The sequence below is a fragment of the Parachryseolinea silvisoli genome (assembly GCF_021190955.1).
GTDB classification, from domain to species: Bacteria; Bacteroidota; Bacteroidia; order Cytophagales; family Cyclobacteriaceae; genus Ohtaekwangia; species Ohtaekwangia silvisoli.
Genome location: NZ_JAIOAO010000004.1, coordinates 53,745 through 71,165, shown reverse-complemented (window position 1 = coordinate 71,165; position 17,421 = coordinate 53,745). Strand labels below are relative to the sequence as shown.

The following is a 17,421-nucleotide window of genomic DNA, read 5'->3' as shown; positions in this document are numbered from 1 at the left end:
GGCGCAAGTCTTAGCCCCGCCCCGGGGCGGAGATCCCGATAGCTATCGGGAGTGCCTACCATCGTGACAGTCTTCAGACTGGCGAGAAACCCGTCAGCTGGCTCCGCCTACTCGTTGTGCTGTCATTGCAACACATTATCGCGGTGCAATACCTTCAGTGTACTGTTTTTATAGTTCCTACCGATGGGGATCTCCAGCCCTCCTACCCGCACCGAATGTACGGTGAACGACGAGACGTGATCGCAGGCTACGATGAACGATCGATGTATTCGAACGAACTTGTTTTCGGGGAGCTTCTGCTCCAGGTAGCTGATCTTCTGATAAGTAATGATCTGCCGCTGCTCGGTTTTGATGCGAACGTAATCCCGCAGGCTTTCGATGTAGAGTATATCTTTTAGAAATACTTTAATCATTTCGCGATCTTCTTTTACATAGATGTATGCACCATCAAAGGATTGTACCCCGGGTAATACATCTTCGTTTTGGGTGATGGGCTGGCGGAGCTGGTATATTTTGCTGATGCTGCGTAAAAAGCGGTCGAAGGAGATCGGCTTTAGCAGGTAGTCTACCACGTCGAGGTCATACGCTTCAAAGGCGTATTCGCGGTAGGCAGTGGTGAGGATGACGCGGGGGCGCTGCTTGAGCGACCGGAGCAATTCGATGCCGGTGATCTGGGGCATCTGTATGTCCAGAAAGATGAGGTCGACGGGCCGGTTCTGGATTACCGTGAAGGCGTCGATGGAGTTCTCGGCGCTTTTTACCAGGGTCAGGCCGTTTACGCCGGCAATGTACCGCTCCAGCAATTGCCGGGCCAGGGGTTCGTCATCCACGATAAGACATTTCATACGCTTCGGGGCTAGGGTTCATTTCTGCATGGGCATTTTCTTCGAGGGCCAATCGCAATACGACTAAGTAGGAGTCTTCTTCGTCCAGTACGTCGAGGTGGTAACGGCCGGGGTACATCAGGTCGAGCCTTTTCTTCAAGTTGTCCAGACCAAAGCCTGAATGAAGGTTCGAGTGATAGAAGCGCTCGCTTTCCGGGGGCTTGCTGTTCTCCACTTTGATAATCAGCACGCCGTCGTGAAAACCAATGTCAATACGGATCCACGCACCTGCCAGTTGGTGGCTGACGCCGTGCTTGAATCCATTTTCCACAAAGGGTAGCAGCACGAGCGGTGCAACCTGTAAGTGGCCCACGTCATCATATATATTAAAGGCCACCTCCAGGCGGGCGTCATAGCGGATCTGCTCGAGTGCGATATAGTTGCGGATATAGTGGATCTCGCGTTCCAATGGCACTTCGGCGTGATTGCCTTCATAGAGCATATAGCTCATGAGGTTGGACAACTTATAGACGATCTCCGGTGTCTTCTCGGATTGCTGAAGTGCCAGCACATATAAGTTATTCAGTGTGTTAAAAAGAAAATGCGGATTGATCTGTGACTTGAGCAGCTTGAGCTCGGCCTCGAGCATTTCTTTTTGTAATTGCTGCCTGACGTCTTCAAGAGCTCTTGTGGCCTGCTCGTGTCGATACCATTGTCGCACCAGGTGAAAAGATGCCAGGATCCCCACCACGGAATAAATGGAGAAGATGGTGATCAGGATCTTGGGTGTAAAAAATACGCCCACGCCAAGGGCCTCGGGATAATACATGGGGTAGATGACATAGTACCCCACCACGCGGGAGATGATACCGAACACCGTCATCGACAACAACAGCAAAAAGACGAAGCCGGCATACCGGCGCTGAATGAAGAAGCGATCGATCAGTACGTAGAGGGTATAATAGGCTGCGGCGAGCTTGACGGGCAGATCAATCAGGGAGCAGACCAGGCGCCGGCTGTAGTCCCCGTCGACACGGCCCCACACAATGCCCTCGTAAAAGACGTAGGCCATCCAGAAGATCACGTGCAGCCAAATGCGGTAGCGATCTTGCCGGAGGTCAAAAAAGGACATTTTTTTATCCATGGCAGGCTGAGTCTCTCAGCATATACTGTGAATGTCTGAAATAGGTTATAGAACTGCATTCTTTTTAGACGAACGACACAACGGGCCATACAAACGACTTTCATCGACCGTTGCGGGCCCTGGTGCGGTACAGGCGGTATGTAACGTCGTCTTTGTAACCTTAGTCTAATAGGTCGGTACAGTAAGAAACCCGTTGCCTTTCTTCGCAGTACAATCGCTCATAAACAAACTGTGTATGGCATCGACTCTTTACTTTCATAATTCCAGCAAGTGGCTCCCGGGGCTAATGCTGATGGTATCTATCCTCGCGAGCTGTGCACCGCAACATACAGGTGTTGCCCGGAAGGAAGAGGCGTATGTTTCCTTTCGCATGGTCAACCGCATACCGGTGGTGAGCGGTCGTATCAATGGCAAGTCTGCCTGGTTTATTATCGATACGGGCGCTTCCGTGTCGGTGCTGAACGCTGGCGAAGCCCGGCACTTTGGTTTTCATGTAGCCAATACGGTATATCACGAAGCGCGATCGATCAATGGCCTGGGCGGACGCAGCAACATCTACCAGGTGTCGGGATGTGACCTCGAAATCGGACAGCTCCCGCTGAAGTATATCGCCTGGCAAGGTCAGGATATGCACGCACTGTTCCGGGCGATACACGATAACGAAGAGATTCGCATTGCCGGCATCATCGGCTCCGATGTATTGTCGAAGTATCGCATCAGCATTCACTACAACAAGCTCGCGTTGTCTTACCGGCCGCCACGCCACGTTGTCCCTGCGCCCATAACAACCGATACCCTTTCGATCGCGCCGACGCTGACATCACTCATCACACCCCACCTGCCATGAACCCGACACGTGATTCTGGCACGAAACACACGACGGACACACTGGAGCAAAAGCTGCAGAAAAAGAAGGCTCAGCTTCGCCTGGCACAGACACGGCTCAAGGCAGCCCGGCAGAAGCTCAGGAAGCTAAAGGCCATTGTGTTTTACCAACGGCAGCGTATCCTGGAACTATACCGCGAAAAAAACACCACGGACGACAAATAGGACTGTCGGCCCGGGTAGCGGGTTGGATATTTGAACATAATTTCCCGTTCTTTGACGCCAACCTGAAACTATGGCACAACCATCTTCCTCACAAGGACAGCTCGTCCGCTCACTTGGGCTCTTTTCCGCCTTCATCCTGACCGTAAGCTCTGTCATCGGCTCGGGCGTATATAAAAAGGTAGCACCGATGGCCTCCGAGCTACACTCGGCGGATCTTGTCCTGATGGCCTGGATACTGGCCGGTCTTATTACGCTGTGTGGCGCGCTTAGCAACGCAGAGGTTGCCGGTCTGCTGGCCGACTCGGGCGGTGAGTTTGTGTATTTCCGGAAGCTATACAATCGCTTTTTTGCGTTTCTTTTTGGGTGGACCACCTTTACCGTCATTCGCTCTGCGGCGGTGGCGTCCATTGCCTATGTCTTTTCGCAATCGTTTAATGCCCTGGTACCGCTGCCCGTACTGCCGGCGGAGTGGGCCACGATTTCAATCGGGGGTGTCTTTACTCCCTTCGATAATTTTGGCGTGAAGGTACTGACCGTCGTACTGATCATGGCCCTGTCATATAACAACTACATCGGATTGAAGTTCGGAGAAGGTCTGAGCAAAGCCGTACTGATCATTGTAGTGTTCAGTATCGCTATGATCGTCATTCTTGGACTTACCATAGGTGGTGGCAGCCTGGAGACGTTTCAAACGCCTTCGATTAACTTCCAACCGCGGTCGTGGCTGAGCGCATCCTTTATTCAAAGTATGTTCGCGGCGTTGCTCGGTGCCTTCTGGGCATACGAAGGATGGAGTGCCACGGGCTACATCGGTGGGGAGATCAAGAACCCCAACCGTAACCTGCCGCTGGCACTCGTGTCTGGAGTAATGTTTGTAATGGTGGTATACCTGTGCATCAACTTTACCTACCTCTACATCCTGCCGGTAGATCAGATTATCGCTTCCAAAACCTCGCAGAACACGATTGCCGCTGTCGCGGTCGTGCGTCACTTCCTGGGCGAGCAAGGTGCCTTCTTTATTGCTATCCTCATCCTGCTGACAACGTTTGGTTGTACCAACACCACACTGTTGGGGCCGCCACGATTGTATTATGCGATGGCCAAAGAGGGTATGTTCTTCAAGGCCGCATCGTATATTCACCCCAGGTATAATACACCGTCCAAGGCTATTTGGATCCAGGCTGTCTGGTCATCCATCCTGGTGTTTTCCGGCAGCTTCGACCAGTTGACCGATATGCTCATCTTTGCAGCTTTTATCTTCTACGGTGCCACTACACTGGGCGTATTCGTCTTGCGCTACAAGATGCCGGATGTACCACGCCCTTACAAAGCATGGGGATATCCGGTTGTGCCGGCCATCTTTATACTTTTCTGTATAGCGTTGATTGTTGTCACACTTATCGGCAAGCCGCGCGAAGCGCTGATCGGATTAGCCCTGATGTGCAGCGGGCTGCCCTTCTATTGGTACTGGAGTCGTCAGGAAAAGAAACAGGCCTAAAAAACAGAAAGGTGTCTTTCGACACCCTTTCTATTAACCTAGAGACCTAAACCAACTACGACATATAAAGACAGATATTTTAATTACGTGTTTGATATGTCAAAGGTACTACGTCATATAGGGGGAGGTAAGAGGAGAAGTACCCATGCTAAAGGGGAAAATCACCCTTGAAGCCAGGGGGGTACATTCGCCATCTTTGTAACACGCAAAGAGAATCCCTCTCTCGAAAGCACAGGCCAAGGATTTTGTAAACCCCACAGTTGCAAATCTTTGGCCTCGTTTTTTTATAGGAGCTGGCTGGTAGGAAAGATGTGCCGGCACGGCAGCTTTGCTGGCGCCAGCAGACGCATGGAGTACTACTCCACCTTATAAACCTTGTTCTTAATGGCGTAAATGACCAGTCCTACGCGGCTTTTGATCTGAAGCTTTTCAAAAAGCGCCTCGCGATAACCATCGATGGTCTTAGGGCTAAGAAACATGTCGGCAGCAATTTCCTTGTAGGTCTTCTCGGAGCAAACGAGTTTAAGGAACTCAATTTCGCGGTCCTTCAGGACTATTTCCTCTTCAGCCCGGTGCAGGGAGCTGAGGACGGTGTTGGTGATCTTATCCGAATAATAGAAACCTTTTTCCAGTACGTCGCGGAAGGCGTCTTGCAGCACGGTAGGATTAATGTCCTTGAGCAGGTAGCCATGGGCACCGGCCCGCAGCATTCGGATCACGGTCGCCTCTTCGTCGTCCATGGACAGTGCCAGACCCTTGATCTGCGGTTTGTGGCGGGTAAGCCACTGCATGGTCTCGATGCCATTCATGACCGGCATGTTGATGTCCAGAAGGCAAATATCCGGTATGTTCTCGGGCGATTTCAGTTTTTCGATCAGCTCTTCGCCGTTCTTGACGTGATAGAGTACATGATACTTGTCAAATGTATTGATAAGAGTCTTTAAAGCTTGGGCGAAAAGTGCGTGGTCGTCGACAATTACAATAGAGTATTGGTCAGGCATGCGCCATTTTTTTAAAAGTGTACCCTAAAGATAGGTGAACGCCGCGATTTGGGGAAGTTTCGAGGTCATAAGTAGCACCAATGAGGGATGCCCGGCGCCGCATATTGTCGAGGCTGGAGGTACCGAGCACACCCCGGGTGCCGTTGTGGTAGGCGTCTACATGCAGGCTATCAGCCTGGTAGCTAAGGGTTACCTGCAATTTGCTGGCACCGGATTGCTTGACAACGTACAGGAAAAACTCTTGCAGAATGCGGAATAAAATGATCTCCTCCTCGTGCTCAATCGAGGTCTCCTCTCCGATAGTAGTCAGATTGGCGTCCAGGAATTTCAGCCGGTTAAAGCGCTGCAGCTCAATATTGATGGATTTGATCAGCCCGGCTGCCCCAAGTGCCTCGGGGCTGAGGGTTTTCGACAACAGACGTATTTCTCCCAGGCTGGCGCCGATCAGGTTGTTGACCTCCTCGACATACTGTTTGTCTTCTTCAGACAGCCGCGATTGCAGCATGCTCAGCTGTAACTTGGCAATGGACAGCAGCTGGCCCACGTGGTCGTACAGCTCCCAGGACACATTTTTCAGGCCCTGCTCGCGAATCTCCATTTTTGATTTTGCCAGCTCATCGGCCAGGCGCTTCTCCGCTTCGATGCGAGCCAGGATGAACTGATTCTTTTTGCTTTGAAAAATGACAAAAAAGATAATGATGATGACCACCAGTGTAATCAACGTAAGCGTTGCTGCTAAAATAACTTCGCGTTCCATCATCGTTTCTCTTCTTTAATCTCTCCTCACTTCCGCTCTAAAAAAATGTGCCGTGCCGCCGGACTGTGTCCGCAGCCGGTAGCATTAATCCGTATACGTGTTGGCTAACGCGAACCCGGCGATAAAGCAACTATACATCACCAGGTTCAGTGTAAAGAATATAATTGACAACATGTCCGAGCTCAGCAATAGGGGCATAAAGTTCACACCCACCATAAACGGAATGATCCCTGTATAAAACAGGAACAGCCCGATGCTGATCCAGAACATGAGGTAGCGCTTAAAATACAACACCTTCTCGGTATTCAATATTTCGGCAAAGAATAACCCAATCGTTACCATCAGCAAAATAGCGCCCAGGGTAAAGGTATAGGAATGAAACGGTGCCGTGAGGGTTAGCCGCTGCATCCACAAAAAATTGATCGTTACGGCTATGGGAAACGCCACCAGAAAGCCTGCCACGATCTTTTTGTACCGATGAGTCTTCAACGTATAATAATACACGAAAAAGAAGTATACATATTGTACCGACGTCAGGAGGTTATATAGAAAATTATTTTGCACGACTACTCCAGCGTAAAAATGCTTCACAGCGGCCATCACAAATTCGATGGCAGCCACACCCCACAACAGGTACACAAAGTGCCGCAGGTGTGACGTCGCATACTTGCGATAGTACAACAGCGCCACCAGGGCTGCCAGCAGCTCCAGGTATTTAATCAGTCCGAAAAGGCTCATGACCGCCTGTTACTCCGAACAGTTCGGCTTACACATCTCACCCATATTTCCAACCGAGCCAGGCGCTACCGACATCAGCAAACCTGCCTTCAGAAACATAGCTTCTTTGCTTTCACCCTTGGTGATCAGGTCGTGCACCGGTATAGGTTTACCGGCATCGTCCAGGTACAGCGGGTCAAAGGCAATATGTTTATCCTGTTTTTTGTCGTAGTATGTGGGGAGGTATATAAAGGTCTGGTAGCCGCGCTGATCGCCGGACTCGGCATCCTCCGGATACGCTACGTAGTATAAGCGCAGGCCGGAGACCTCCACACCAATCTTTTTACTTTCATCTTCGAGGTAGGCAATGTACTCTTTGTAGTAGTCCAGCGAGTGCCAGCCGTAGCGGGCGTCTTCGTTGCCATCGCGGAATTTGGTAACGGCGTCAAACCGGGGCTGGTAGGCCTGGTACATTTCGCGCGCACGTTTTAAACTAATAAGCCCGGAGGGCTTTGGCGGGTGACCGTGGTCTTTCTGACAACCGATAGACAACATGCAGATCACGAGCACAAACGGGAGGGTCCCCGTAAAACGTCCAGTTTTCATGATATAGCCGTTAATGAGTTAGCTGTGTTTAACGACTAAACTATGCAGAAAACCAGCACCAGAAAACTAAGGGTACCCGAAAGGGTATTTTTCCCCCTTCTCCCCCTATCCGCGGCAGGAAAAGGGCGCTAATTCGTACAAAATCAAGGGGGCACGGATTACCGACATGCGCCCCGGCTACTCCTCCATCATATCCAGTTTGCCCTGGTAGTAGCCTTTGAGCTTAGTATATATGCGCCCGTTCAGTTCCAGATCGTATGATATAGTGTACACATCATTATCCTTTTGTATGCGCATAAGCCCTCCCTTAACCAAAGCTTCACGCTCATCCATATTCGCCGCGTTGGCCCATATGCCTTGCACGATCTGACCCCAGCCACCTTCGGCATGGTTCAGTTGAAGAATGTAATTATTGGGTTCCAGCGTCTCACTGCGGGTGTTTAGCCAAAAGTCGACTGTTTCACCTTCGCCTGTCACTGCGTTATTGACATAGCTATAACCATCGTCCCAAAACTTAATTCGATGCCTGTAAAATGTACTCCCGGAAGCATTCTGCATTTGAATGGCGGGACCTATTCGTGCTGCGAGCGTTACCGGATGTTGCTGAGCACCCGTCGTAAAATAGTTTTCCCGGGCATCGTCATCATCTCCACACGACGTAATGACCAGGACGGCAAATAGGGACAGCGATACCGCGGTTAGGATTTTACTTTTCATATACATACACGTAAAGATTAACCAGAACGTTTCTGGAAACTTAACGCTCAATATCGCTCAATCGTATAAAAGTGTATGTGTAAAATTAGTTGTATAAATCGGCGGCTGGCTAGCCAAATTTATTGCGACTATCGTACGCCAGGCCCAGTCCTACACTGGAAAGTTTATTCTCGTCTGCCAGCGCTGCGTTGGGAAACAACCGGCGAAACTCCTCTTGTACCCGAGGCACCTCTGTAGAGCCGCCCGTCAGGATCACCAGCTCGATGGCGGCAGCGCCCACGCCGGCGTCATGTATACACTGCGTGGCCGCCTGTGCAATCTTCTCAATCTCCACGCGAATGGATTCTTCAAAAAGTTGGCGGGGCACATCGATAAAAAAGCCCGGCTCTATAAATTCAAATGGCGCCTGATACGTTGCCGCCGACGTTAACGCAATTTTGGTTTCCTCCGCAGACGCGAGCAATGCATGGCCCGTCTCCTGCTCCAACACCGTGAGCAACCGGCCGAAGCGTTTTTTATCGTGCGACTGGTATAACAACTGGCGCGTTTGCGCCACCGTCTTGGTGGTATAGAGAACGTTTACTTTGCTCCACTCGGCCAGGTCGTGATACGGTTTAAGCGGCACCTCCAGATGTTTCTCTCCGTAGGTACTGCGGTAGCCCAGTTCGGGCAAAATGGCCGACAAGCTCAGATCTTTGTCAAAATCGTTTCCGCCGATGCGCACACCGGTGTTGGCCAGGATGTCGCTGGTGCGGTCGGCCTTCTTTACGTAGGCGTTTGAAAGACGAATGACGGTAAAGTCGGACGTACCACCGCCCAGGTCGGCCACCAGCGCCAGCTTCTCGCCTGACACGTTTGCCTCGTGCGCAAACGCAGCAGCGATCGGCTCGAACTGAAAGTCTACGTATCGAAAGCCTACGGCTTCTGCCATCGCTTTTAGCTCGGCTTGCGCGCGGCTGTCGGCGTCGGGAGCGTTGTCTACAAAGTGCACGGGCCGGCCCATCACCACGTGTTGCAGGTCGAGGCCGCTGGTGGCGTCGGCCCTGTCTTTGAGATTCTTGAGAAAGGGCGTGATGATCTTTTCAAACTTCATCACTTTCCCGTTGACCATGGTCCCCTGCTTCATGAGCGAGGTGCCCAGCACACGTTTTAAACTGCGCATAAAGCGGCCGGGGCGACGGGCAAAAAACATCGACACAGCCTCCCGGCCGTATGTGGGCGTATTGTCTTTGGCGCCAAAAAACAGGGCACTGGGAATGGTCACATGCGTGCCTTCTACGGGTGCCAGCCGTATGCCCTCCCGGGTAGCCAGGGCAACGCTGGAGTTGGACGTTCCAAAATCAATTCCGCAGGAGGCATTCATGGGACAGGCCGTTTTTTTAGCCTGCAATTATCTGTGAATTTTTCTTCCCCTCCTACTCCTTCTTTTCGCCGGGTAATATTTCCCGGCACAAAACATTTTTCTGCGTTGCGTTTCGTGGGCCTAGTCGTGATCCTTCAACGTACTGGTCCAAATGATCCGGTCGGTGTGATTCGCCACCGCCTCCGCCAGGCTGCCATTGACGATATGCGCCAGGCCCGTACGGCCGTGCGTGCCCATAGCGATCAGCTCGGCGTCCGTCTCCCGCACAAACTGATTGATGCCTTCTTCCACATCGGCATGGTTGTACACATTTAGTGTGTAGTTGGTAAGATGGTGCTGCTGCGCAAACCGGTTGAGTCGCTCGTGCGTCACCGAATCGTCCAGGAAGTTGACAGGTGTATTGATATATACCAGGTGGAGCGTGGCCCGAAAGAACTCTTGCAGCTCTTTTACTTTTCTGATCAGGTCATCCTGCAAGGTGGGCTCCAGTGTGTTGGGGAAAGCAATGTTGCGTACGGTACCCAGAAACTTGTCTTTGATGACCATCACGGGGACGGTGGCATGGCGAATGATCTTCTCGGCCGTAGAGCCGATCAACAGCTCGCGCAGCCCGCGGGCACCATGCGAGCCCATGATCACTACATCAATGCCGGCGGTCCGAATATATTCAAGCAGCGACGTTTCGGGCTCTCCGTACGCCAGTTTCGCTTCAATACGTATACCGGACGACCGGTGTTTGTCTATGATCTTGCGAAACTCCTCTTCGGCTTTTGCCTCCAGATCATTATACAAGGTCGCGTCGGCGGGCATGGCCGGCACAAAGGCGGCATCGTATACAACGGGCACATCGATAACGTGCACCAGATGAATAACCGCTTCCGAGCGCTCCGCAACATCGAGTGCAAAAGAAAAGGCGTTGAGCGCCGTTTTGGAAAAATCGCAAGGCACCAATATGGTTTTCATAATTTTTATCGTTAGGGTTATACACAGAAGACCAGGAGGGTATATGGCATTATCCGCTCCCAGGGCTAAAGTATAGCGTTGCCATAGGTAAAAATATGAACTACCTCAGGTGGCGTCGTGACTTTCATCAGCCTGGGCACGTGCTTTTAAGCATAATATTATTAGCTTTAACGGCCTGACGCCTGCGCACAGTTTACCGTGTTGCTATAGAGGAAGGCAGTTATCCCATTAAAGCGTTTTGTAGAATTGCCCAAAGCGGATGGCAAGTTGGAAAATTGGACTAAGAGGATGGAACCGAACGAACTAGTACAGTCGGGATTGTTAGAGTTGTATGCACTTGGGCAGCTGGAAGGAGCCGCCCTTGACGTAGTGCAACTCGCCATTACCCAGTATCCGGAGGTTGCCCGCGAGCTCGAACAAATTGAAGAGACACTATTTCTCCTGGCAAAGACACAAGCCATCGCGCCTCCGCTTACCGCGAAGCCGCTGCTGATGGCCAGGCTTGATTTCCGCGAGCGTGTACGCGGGGGCGAAGTCCTGGAACCCGTCCCGCTATTGAGCCCCAAAACTAAAATAGAAGACTTTGAAAAATGGCTGGTGCGCAAGGACCTGGACGCCCCCGAAGGGTTTGGCGCCATGTTTCTAAAGATCATTGGTCACGATCGCGAAAAGACCACCGGCCTGCTGTGGCTGCGCTACGGCGCACCCGACGAAACACATACTGACGAGTTCGAGCATTTCCTCATTCTCGAAGGGACGTGCGACATCACCGTGGGCACCGAAATACACAGCTTCCAGCCCGGCGACTATTTCGCCATTCCGTTACACATCAATCACAATGTGCGTGTAACGTCTTCAACGCCTTGCAAGGCAGTTTTGCAGCGCGTACTCGTTCAGCCTACGCGCTAATTATACCGGCGATTTGGCTAACTCTTTCTTCAACAGCTCATCTAACTTTTCGTAGCCGTCGTTCACACCCTTCTCCATGCCAGATTCGATCATGCCGTCGCGGTCTTCGACAGATTGAAAAATGGAATGTGTTGTTACACGGGTGCGGTCGTGGGGAAGGATTTCGAAATTGACCGTGTCCAGGCATACGTGGCCGGTCTCAGGCATACCCTCAAATTCAAATGTCTGGATGATGCGCACGGGGTCCGACACTTCATGAAAGGTGCCACGAAAAGCATACTCTTCTCCTTTCGGGCCAATATGAATATAGCGATAGGCGCCGCCACTGTGTGCATCAAATTTCTCAATCCGCATATCATAGCCGCGCGGCGACAGCCATTGCGTTAACCAGGCGGCATCGATGTGTGCTTTAAAGACCAGTTCACGCGGTGCCTCAAACTCGCGTATCATCGTAAGATCATACTTATCCGGTTCCGCGACGAGGGTAATTCCTTTTGGTGTCATACGTGTTGCCGTTTAACTAAGCCGTAAACTCGTACGATACCAAAACTTCGTGCCTGCGCGGGGAGGGATTACACCTCTGCGACGCGGCTGGAAGGCTTGTGGTAAATAGGGAACTTGCACGAATTGGCAATAAAACAAAGGCGATTGGCTTCGTGGTGCAAGGCTGTTGCCTTGTTGATCATGCTTGTCTCCTCTACGGTTACAACCGGATACAACGTCATTTCGGTAAAATGGCCGCCGCCGTCCTCGGTCTCTGTCATGACACCGGTAGCCTGATCATGGTACGCCGTCACGACGACACCAGCTTCGGCGCAGAGGTGCAGGTACCACAGCATATGACACGAGGAGACCGATGCCAGGAAAAGCTCTTCGGGATTATAGCGGGTGCGATCGCCGCGGAAGCTTGGATCGGACGAACCGGGTATAACCGGTTTCCCGGTTGCCGTCACCGTATGGTTACGCTCGTATGCACGATAATTGGAGGTTCCACTTCCTGTATTACCCGTCCAGGTAATGTCGACGTTGTAATGATGTTCGTGCATGGCGATCGTAAGTGACTAGATGCTGACTTTCACGAATTTTCTCTAAAATAGTTGTCGATTTGTGCAAAAACCGAAATGCTCTACCTTTGGTATCAACTCCAAAAATTTCATGCTTATGAAAACGACACTGTATATTTTCCTGATGCTGTTTGCCACCGCTGTTTTGGCGCAGCGCGCGCCGGCCGATATACTCCAAACTTCAAAGGGCCCGCTCACCATCCAACCCCTGCACCATGCTACACTCGCCCTTACCTGGCAGGGCAAAACGATCTACGCCGATCCCGATGGCGGCGCCGAGGCCTTCCAGGGTATAGCACCGCCCGACCTGATTCTGATCACCGATATTCACGGCGATCACTTTAATCCCGCCACACTCGAAGCCATTCCAGCTTCGAAAGCAATTATCGTCGCACCCCAGGCCGTCGCCGATAAAATGCCGGAAGGATTAAAAGCAAAGGTTGTCGTGCTGAATAACGGACAGACCACCAATCAGCTTGGCATTTCCATCAAAGCCATTCCCATGTATAACCTGCCGGAAGCTGCCGACGCCAAACATACCAAAGGACGCGGCAATGGTTATGTCCTTACCTTCGGCAACAAGACCGTCTATCTTTCGGGCGATACGGCAGGCATTCCTGAAATGCGTGGTCTGAAGAATATCGATGTAGCCTTCGTGTGCATGAACCTGCCCTATACGATGGATGTACCGGAAGCGGCGGCGGCCGTGTTGGACTTCAAACCTAAAATTGTATACCCCTATCACTATCGCGGTGCCAATGGACTGAGCGATACAGAGCAATTCAAGAAACTTGTGCAGGCTTCGGACAAATCGATTGACGTGCGGACAAGAAACTGGTATCCGAATTGACGAAACGTTCACCAGCGCGAACAAAGAGAAGCAATTGTCCGTATGGGCGGTTGCTTTTTTCTTTTTCGCGCAGGGCTGTATAGGGATAAATTTATCCGTATACGATTCCATTTTCCCATACTTGCTGTACACCGTTGTACTCCTGAAATTTGTACACAAGAAAACGCACTGTATGGAACACAATTTTGATTTCAATAACGAACTGGCCGGTAAGATTGCTCTTGTCACGGGCGGTACCAAAGGAACCGGCAAGGCAATAGCAACCCGACTGCTGGCCGCCGGAGCCACGGTGATTATCACAGCCCGCAACGCGCCAGAAGATAGGTCGGAAGACTTTCACTTTATCAAGGCCGACTTAAGTACACCGCAGGGTACCGAAAAGGTCGTTCAAGAGGTCTTGTCAAAATTTCAAAAGCTCGATGTGCTTGTGAATAACCTCGGAGGATCGGAGACGCCGGCAGGTGGATTTGCCATCTTGACCCACGAAGATTGGCTCAGTACCATAGAAACAAATCTGTTGGCACCGGTACAATTAGATCGAGGCTTTCTGCCCAACATGATCGAACGCAAAGCAGGCGTAATCATTCACATCGCCTCCATCCAGGGTAAGCTTCCGTTGCACGACTCCACACTTCCGTATGCAGCGGCAAAAGCCGGATTGATCAACTACAGCAAGGGGTTGTCAAAGGAAGTATCCCCGAAAGGCGTGCGAGTACTAACAGTTTCTCCCGGTTGGATTATGACCACCGCCGCAAAACGAATGATGGAGCGAATCGCTGACAGTTCGATGATTTCACTGGATGAAGCAACACAAAGTGTCATGCGTGCGCTGGGAGGAATTCCCTACGGAAGACCAGCAGAACCAGAGGAAGTGGCAGAACTTGTCGGATTTCTTGCTTCTCCACGCGCCGGCTACCTGACCGGCGCGGAATACGTAATTGACGGAGGAACCATTCCGACCATTTAAAACAAGTATTAGAGTTTTTTTGCTTTTAACCAATAATAAATCAATATGAAAACAATGAATTTGCCAACATCAGTAAAGTCTTTGATTCAGGCACAGGAACGTCTCGATAGTGTTGCTTATGCAAAGAGTTTTTCGCCAGATGCCAAAGTGTTTGACGAAGGGAGAACGCACGAAGGACATGATGAAATAAAACAATGGATCCAACGCGCAAATGCAAAATACAAAACCGTCATGGAGCCGGTTGAATACCGTGAGGCATCCTCGGGCGGTATCCTCAAAGCGAAAATAACGGGTTCGTTTGAAGGAAGCCCGGCCGTCCTCACTTACTATTTCCGTTTCAAGGAAAACCTTATTAGTTCTTTGGGAATTACCGGCTGACGTCTCAATCAAAATAGGGGCTATTGTTTAATCAAGGTGATAAAGGTAATTTGTATTCATGTACGAACGAAAGATAACACCTTCACTCAATTGTGGGCTTGACCTGATTGGAGAGGTTCTTTATGGAAAATGGAAAATTCGTTTGTTGTGGTTTATCAATGAAGGTCATCAAAGACCCAGTGAACTGCAGCGCAAAATCCCAGATGCGTCCAGAAGGGTATTGAACATGCAGCTAAATGAACTTGAGGCACACCAACTTATCACGAAGATAATATTTCCGGTTGTACCCCCTAAAGTCGAATACAGCCTGACCGACCTCGGAAAGAGCTTAATACCGGTAATCGGAGCGCTTGGGGAATGGGCAGATCACCACCAGGAAGTACTGCGCGAAACAGTCCTAAAAAACATCAGCTCATCGTAATAAGCGCTTTTTATCGCGACACATCCGCGCCAGCGTGAGATTGTCTTCTTCTGTTAGTTTATCCCGATAACCTCTGAAAAATCCAGTCGTCCAAAACGACTGAAGTAATCCTATACTCTAATACTTCATAATTCGGTAGGTTCTCCTCCGATATCCCCTGGCAGGGAAAAATGTACCAGGCGCATGGATATTTGTCCATTTTCTTGGGCCGTCATCCGCTGCACCTTTGTACCGTCAAATTACTACAACAAAAAAATTAATAAGATATGAATAGCGCAGCCACTGCCATCTGGACCGGCACCATCAAAGAAGGCAACGGTAACCTTACAACGCAAAGCGAAACGTTAAGTAACGCAGCGTACTCGTTTCAGTCACGACTAAAAAAAGAGACAGGCACAAATCCCGAAGAATTAATGGCTGCAGCGCATGCGGGATGTTTCACGATGAAGCTAAGCGCAGACCTGACATCCGCAGGATTTATTCCCGAAGAACTCACCACGACGGCGATAGTATCCCTCATCAATGGAGTCATCTCTAAATCTGCGCTTCATAGTCATGCGCGCGTCCCTGGAATAACAAAAGAGCAATTTATCAAGATCGCAGAACAAGCTAAAGATACTTGTCCTGTAAGCAAAGCGTATAACATGGAGATCACGTTAGAAGCACAACTGAAGTAATACCATCAAACTCTAAATATTAACTAAAATGAAAGCAATCATCTTATTCACAGCAGCTACTATCATTAGCGTTTCGCTCTTTGCACAGGGGAAAAGAGTGCCCGCGTCTGCGGGACGACAAGAATTCATTGAAGTGGAGAAAAATGTAAAACTCCATGTTACTGACATCGGTGAAGGACAACCCGTCGTGTTGATTCACGGGTGGCCACTCAGTGACGCCATGTATGAATACCAATACCAGGCGCTGGCACAGAGGGGGTTTCGCGTAATCGGCATTACACTGCGAGGCTTTGGAAAATCAGACAGGCCGTATGGAAAGTACGATTTTGACGTCTTCTCAGACGACATAAAAGTAGTGCTGGAGGAACTTAAAATTCAACGTGCAGTCCTGGGAGGTTTCTCAATGGGTGGTGCAGTGGTTCTTCATTATGTAACGAAGTACAACGCCGCCCACGTAAGCAAACTCGCATTGTTTGCAGCCGCTGCGCCTTCGTGGAAAAAGCGTGACGATTTCCCGTATGGAATTTCAGACGCTGATGCCGAAGGACTGATAAAAGCCACCATGACCAGCCGGCAGGACTTGATCGCCAGCTTCGGGGCAGCATTTCCGGCAAAGGAAGGCGGCATATCAAAGAACGTAGAGAAATGGCTGGAGAGCATCAACCTGGAAGCATGGCCTTACGCGATTACGCAGTCAATCACTGCACTGCGCGATCTTGATCTGCGTCCTGCACTACCAAAAATTAAGATCCCAGTCGCCATTTTTCATGGCACGCAAGACAAGCTGTGTAACTTTGTGTTTGCCGAAGAACTTCAAAAAGGCATTAAGAACTCATACATTGTAAAATTTGAAAACAGTGGTCACGCATTGTTTGTCGAAGAGGCAGAGAAATTTAATACTGAACTTGAAAAGTTCGCAAAAAAATAAATCGCGGCACGTTGCCGCTAAAGGAACAGCCATCGCCCCAGGGATCGCGTCATCCACACGGATACAACACGGCACTAAAAGAAAGGCGTCCGCATAATCAGCGGACGCTTTTCTTCATTTTAACAAGAGTCGTGCGTTTTAACACTTTTTTGTTTGCCAGATCTTTGACGAATTGTGATTCAGGATCACTTGCCATGCGGTTTTGATTTTAGCTGTTTTAAAACTTTATCCAGTTGATCAAATCGTTTTTCCCATAGTTGCCGGAACTGGTCCAACCACGCGTCCACTTCTTTTAGTTTTGTTGGATTAAACGAGTAGTATATCTCGCGACCGGACTGTTCCTGCTGCACCAGCTCGCATTCGGTCAGGATACGAATGTGTTTGGAAACCGCTTGCCGGCTGGTATCAAAGTGCTCAGCCAATGCGTTCGGCGTCATCGCCTGTATCGCAATGAGTGTCAAAATGGCCCGCCGGGTAGGATCGGCAATGGCCTGAAATACATCCCTTCTCTCAATCATACATTTAATTGGAAACTATTTGATTGCAATATATGCGCAACTACGTGGCTTCTCAAATATTATTTTTCA

General features: G+C 50.3%; 22 protein-coding genes. 10 read left to right on the top strand and 12 right to left on the bottom strand.

Annotation, left to right across the window (positions count from 1 at the left end; genetic code table 11):
* Nucleotides 1–122: 122 nt before the first annotated feature.
* Nucleotides 123–845 (bottom strand): LytR/AlgR family response regulator transcription factor, encoded by a 723-nt coding sequence (locus K7P01_RS23320; protein WP_267296996.1) that lies wholly within the window; start codon nt 843–845, stop codon nt 123–125.
* Entirely contained in the window at nt 823–1,956 is a 1,134-nt protein-coding gene (locus K7P01_RS23315; protein ID WP_267296995.1) for a sensor histidine kinase, read from the bottom strand. The genes K7P01_RS23320 and K7P01_RS23315 overlap by 23 nt, the downstream gene beginning before the upstream one ends.
* A gap of 247 nt (nt 1,957–2,203) precedes the next feature.
* On the opposite strand from K7P01_RS23315, the gene K7P01_RS23310 reads away from it, so the two are divergent.
* The 3 genes from K7P01_RS23310 (at nt 2,204) to K7P01_RS23300 (ending at nt 4,516) form a co-directional block, all read left to right on the top strand.
* A complete protein-coding gene (locus tag K7P01_RS23310) occupies nt 2,204–2,815 on the top strand; it encodes a retropepsin-like aspartic protease (protein WP_267296994.1) in 612 nt (203 codons plus the stop codon).
* The gene (locus K7P01_RS23305) at nt 2,812–3,018 is read left to right on the top strand and encodes a hypothetical protein (protein WP_267296993.1); all 207 of its coding nucleotides are present in this window, start codon (nt 2,812–2,814) and stop codon (nt 3,016–3,018) included. Before K7P01_RS23310 ends, K7P01_RS23305 begins: the two co-directional genes overlap by 4 nt.
* 70 nt (nt 3,019–3,088) lie before the next feature.
* Nucleotides 3,089–4,516 carry an APC family permease gene (locus K7P01_RS23300; protein ID WP_267296992.1) on the top strand — a complete coding sequence of 476 codons (1,428 nt, stop codon included), beginning with the start codon at nt 3,089–3,091 and terminating at the stop codon, nt 4,514–4,516.
* A gap of 356 nt (nt 4,517–4,872) precedes the next feature.
* On the opposite strand, the gene K7P01_RS23295 is transcribed toward K7P01_RS23300, so the two are convergent.
* From K7P01_RS23295 to K7P01_RS23265, 7 genes are all read right to left on the bottom strand, one after another.
* Nucleotides 4,873–5,517, bottom strand: a complete 645-nt coding sequence (locus tag K7P01_RS23295) for a response regulator transcription factor (protein WP_267296991.1) — start codon at nt 5,515–5,517, stop codon at nt 4,873–4,875.
* Entirely contained in the window at nt 5,510–6,277 is a 768-nt protein-coding gene (locus K7P01_RS23290; RefSeq protein WP_267296990.1) for a sensor histidine kinase, read from the bottom strand. Before K7P01_RS23290 ends, K7P01_RS23295 begins: the two co-directional genes overlap by 8 nt.
* 81 nt (nt 6,278–6,358) lie before the next feature.
* The gene (locus K7P01_RS23285) at nt 6,359–7,012 is read right to left on the bottom strand and encodes a hypothetical protein (RefSeq protein WP_267296989.1); all 654 of its coding nucleotides are present in this window, start codon (nt 7,010–7,012) and stop codon (nt 6,359–6,361) included.
* Between the two features lie 9 nt (nt 7,013–7,021).
* Nucleotides 7,022–7,597, bottom strand: coding sequence for a hypothetical protein (locus tag K7P01_RS23280; RefSeq protein ID WP_267296988.1), 576 nt, complete (start codon nt 7,595–7,597; stop codon nt 7,022–7,024).
* A 177-nt stretch (nt 7,598–7,774) separates the two neighbouring features.
* Nucleotides 7,775–8,314 (bottom strand): hypothetical protein, encoded by a 540-nt coding sequence (locus tag K7P01_RS23275; protein ID WP_267296987.1) that lies wholly within the window; start codon nt 8,312–8,314, stop codon nt 7,775–7,777.
* Nucleotides 8,315–8,423: 109 nt separating this feature from the next.
* The gene (locus tag K7P01_RS23270) at nt 8,424–9,677 is read right to left on the bottom strand and encodes an Hsp70 family protein (RefSeq protein WP_267296986.1); all 1,254 of its coding nucleotides are present in this window, start codon (nt 9,675–9,677) and stop codon (nt 8,424–8,426) included.
* Between the two features lie 120 nt (nt 9,678–9,797).
* Nucleotides 9,798–10,640, bottom strand: coding sequence for a universal stress protein (locus K7P01_RS23265; protein ID WP_267296985.1), 843 nt, complete (start codon nt 10,638–10,640; stop codon nt 9,798–9,800).
* Nucleotides 10,641–10,928: 288 nt separating this feature from the next.
* On the opposite strand from K7P01_RS23265, the gene K7P01_RS23260 reads away from it, so the two are divergent.
* Nucleotides 10,929–11,549: a cupin domain-containing protein gene (locus tag K7P01_RS23260; RefSeq protein ID WP_267296984.1), complete on the top strand. Its 621-nt coding sequence runs from the start codon at nt 10,929–10,931 to the stop codon at nt 11,547–11,549.
* On the opposite strand, the gene K7P01_RS23255 is transcribed toward K7P01_RS23260, so the two are convergent.
* A complete protein-coding gene (locus K7P01_RS23255; RefSeq protein ID WP_267296983.1) occupies nt 11,550–12,053 on the bottom strand; it encodes an SRPBCC family protein in 504 nt (167 codons plus the stop codon). It abuts the gene before it with no gap.
* A 68-nt stretch (nt 12,054–12,121) separates the two neighbouring features.
* Nucleotides 12,122–12,595 (bottom strand): OsmC family protein, encoded by a 474-nt coding sequence (locus K7P01_RS23250; protein ID WP_267296982.1) that lies wholly within the window; start codon nt 12,593–12,595, stop codon nt 12,122–12,124.
* A 115-nt stretch (nt 12,596–12,710) separates the two neighbouring features.
* On the opposite strand from K7P01_RS23250, the gene K7P01_RS23245 reads away from it, so the two are divergent.
* From K7P01_RS23245 to K7P01_RS23220, 6 genes are all read left to right on the top strand, one after another.
* Nucleotides 12,711–13,463 (top strand): MBL fold metallo-hydrolase, encoded by a 753-nt coding sequence (locus tag K7P01_RS23245; RefSeq protein ID WP_267296981.1) that lies wholly within the window; start codon nt 12,711–12,713, stop codon nt 13,461–13,463.
* A gap of 172 nt (nt 13,464–13,635) precedes the next feature.
* Nucleotides 13,636–14,430, top strand: a complete 795-nt coding sequence (locus K7P01_RS23240; protein ID WP_267296980.1) for an SDR family oxidoreductase — start codon at nt 13,636–13,638, stop codon at nt 14,428–14,430.
* A 45-nt stretch (nt 14,431–14,475) separates the two neighbouring features.
* Nucleotides 14,476–14,808, top strand: a complete 333-nt coding sequence (locus tag K7P01_RS23235; protein ID WP_267296979.1) for a nuclear transport factor 2-like protein — start codon at nt 14,476–14,478, stop codon at nt 14,806–14,808.
* A gap of 58 nt (nt 14,809–14,866) precedes the next feature.
* Nucleotides 14,867–15,229 carry a winged helix-turn-helix transcriptional regulator gene (locus K7P01_RS23230; RefSeq protein WP_267296978.1) on the top strand — a complete coding sequence of 121 codons (363 nt, stop codon included), beginning with the start codon at nt 14,867–14,869 and terminating at the stop codon, nt 15,227–15,229.
* A gap of 266 nt (nt 15,230–15,495) precedes the next feature.
* Nucleotides 15,496–15,906 carry an OsmC family peroxiredoxin gene (locus tag K7P01_RS23225; RefSeq protein WP_267296977.1) on the top strand — a complete coding sequence of 137 codons (411 nt, stop codon included), beginning with the start codon at nt 15,496–15,498 and terminating at the stop codon, nt 15,904–15,906.
* Between the two features lie 28 nt (nt 15,907–15,934).
* Entirely contained in the window at nt 15,935–16,834 is a 900-nt protein-coding gene (locus K7P01_RS23220) for an alpha/beta fold hydrolase (RefSeq protein WP_267296976.1), read from the top strand.
* A 185-nt stretch (nt 16,835–17,019) separates the two neighbouring features.
* Here K7P01_RS23220 and K7P01_RS23215 read toward each other — a convergent pair whose 3' ends face one another.
* Entirely contained in the window at nt 17,020–17,352 is a 333-nt protein-coding gene (locus K7P01_RS23215; RefSeq protein ID WP_267296975.1) for an ArsR/SmtB family transcription factor, read from the bottom strand.
* Nucleotides 17,353–17,421 lie beyond the last annotated feature (69 nt).